The organism is Candidatus Obscuribacterales bacterium (assembly GCA_036703605.1).
GTDB lineage: Bacteria > Cyanobacteriota > Cyanobacteriia > RECH01 > RECH01 > RECH01.
The window spans coordinates 1-1,318 of the sequence record DATNRH010000015.1; the positions used below are offsets into that span (position 1 = coordinate 1).

Consider the following 1,318-nt stretch of genomic DNA (forward strand, 5'->3'; position numbering starts at 1 on the left):
AAAAAGGAAATCGGCACGGGTCTGAGGCCCCCATTTTGGGAGCTTCAGGGGGAAACTGCGTCTACCATTAAGGTATCGGCGGTTTCCCCGGAGTGGTTCAGATACCAACTTGCCAAGGATCATGTAGTGATCCAAATCGAAGTTACGGGGATCACGGATACCGACTTGACGCCAATACCTGCGGTCCGTGCTGAGGATATAATCCCAGCGAGATTCTATCCTTTCATTGTTGCGAAACTGGTGCCAAGTTGCCCTAGATCCATAGCGTTTACGCTGATAGAAATGGGGCAACATGTCCTCCAAGCCATGAGTGGTGACTGCTGCAGCAATCTCCACCTCCCTTGCTCCCTGCGGTTGAGCAAGATTGACATTCAGGTCGCCCAAAAGGATTGCCCATTGGCGTTCCTCTGGGGAGAACTGGTCCATGGCCTGGTTGATGGCAGCCAGGGTGAGTCTGAAATTGTCGCACATGACCAGACACCAGCACACAGCTGATGACATTCGGTCCATGCCATCGAGTGGACTCGATCTGCCAGAAGGCAGACTCTTTGTAAACAAGGGCAACGCCACCTTGATGTGGGCTCACTGCCCGTGAGGCAAGCACGGCATATCCAAGACATGCTCTTGTGTGGATGTCATTGGTCAGCTTGGTCTCCGTAAGGATTCCTACGTCCACTTCCATCTGGGCAAGTGCCCAAATGGATCACTCCAGGCCATTGGCCCGTCCATTGCGAATGTTCCATGTAGCAATTGCTACAGATTGTCGGCTGTCGGGATCAGCAGCATCCTCATTGTCCACAGCCACCTCCACTGGGGCTGTCGCTCGAGATTCATGGTTGGTAGTCATCCCTCGTAGAATCCTATGAGAAAATCCTACCAGGAGAATCAAGAAACTCCTAAAAAAGGAGTGACAATGGCGAAAATCACTGTCGCTGAAACAGCGGGATGCCGATCACTTCACCCTATCCAACTCGGTCAGTATGTTCAATACCCGAAGGGTGAACAGTATAAGAGGAGGTCCTCTTGATCACAGTAGTGTAATTGGCAATGTCTTTATCCGGCTGCTCCAGGTGCCACAGGGAGGGCTGCCTACTGCGTTGTACATAAAGATCCTCCGATCATTTGCGGGATATCCATGAATGTATATTACTACATAGATTAGTCTTGATCAGAACGTTGTCTGGGTCCATCCATTTCGTATTCTGCGGCTTCGACTTTGTTCTTTTGACAGAAAGGATGGCTCGTCAGAATGCAGGGCTTGTGTGTGACATTGTCAGGAAGGTTGGCTCGTGTGACGTGACTGGTGGACTCGAATCAC

Annotated in this window: 2 protein-coding genes; both read right to left on the reverse strand. The window is 50.9% G+C overall.

Translation table 11 applies throughout. The annotated features are described in order from the left end of the window. On the reverse strand, positions 1 to 471 hold a 471-nt coding region (locus V6D20_00440), incomplete at its 3' end, for a hypothetical protein (protein HEY9814264.1). A 232-nt stretch (positions 472 to 703) separates the two neighbouring features. Continuing rightward, positions 704 to 847: a hypothetical protein gene (locus V6D20_00445; GenBank protein ID HEY9814265.1), complete on the reverse strand. Its 144-nt coding sequence runs from the start codon at positions 845 to 847 to the stop codon at positions 704 to 706. Positions 848 to 1,318 lie beyond the last annotated feature (471 nt).

What these genes read in the sequence shown, in the direction of transcription:
- V6D20_00445 (HEY9814265.1), bottom strand. Translation starts at nt 847, where the DNA reads ATGACTACCAACCATGAATCTCGAGCGACAGCCCCAGTGGAGGTGGCT.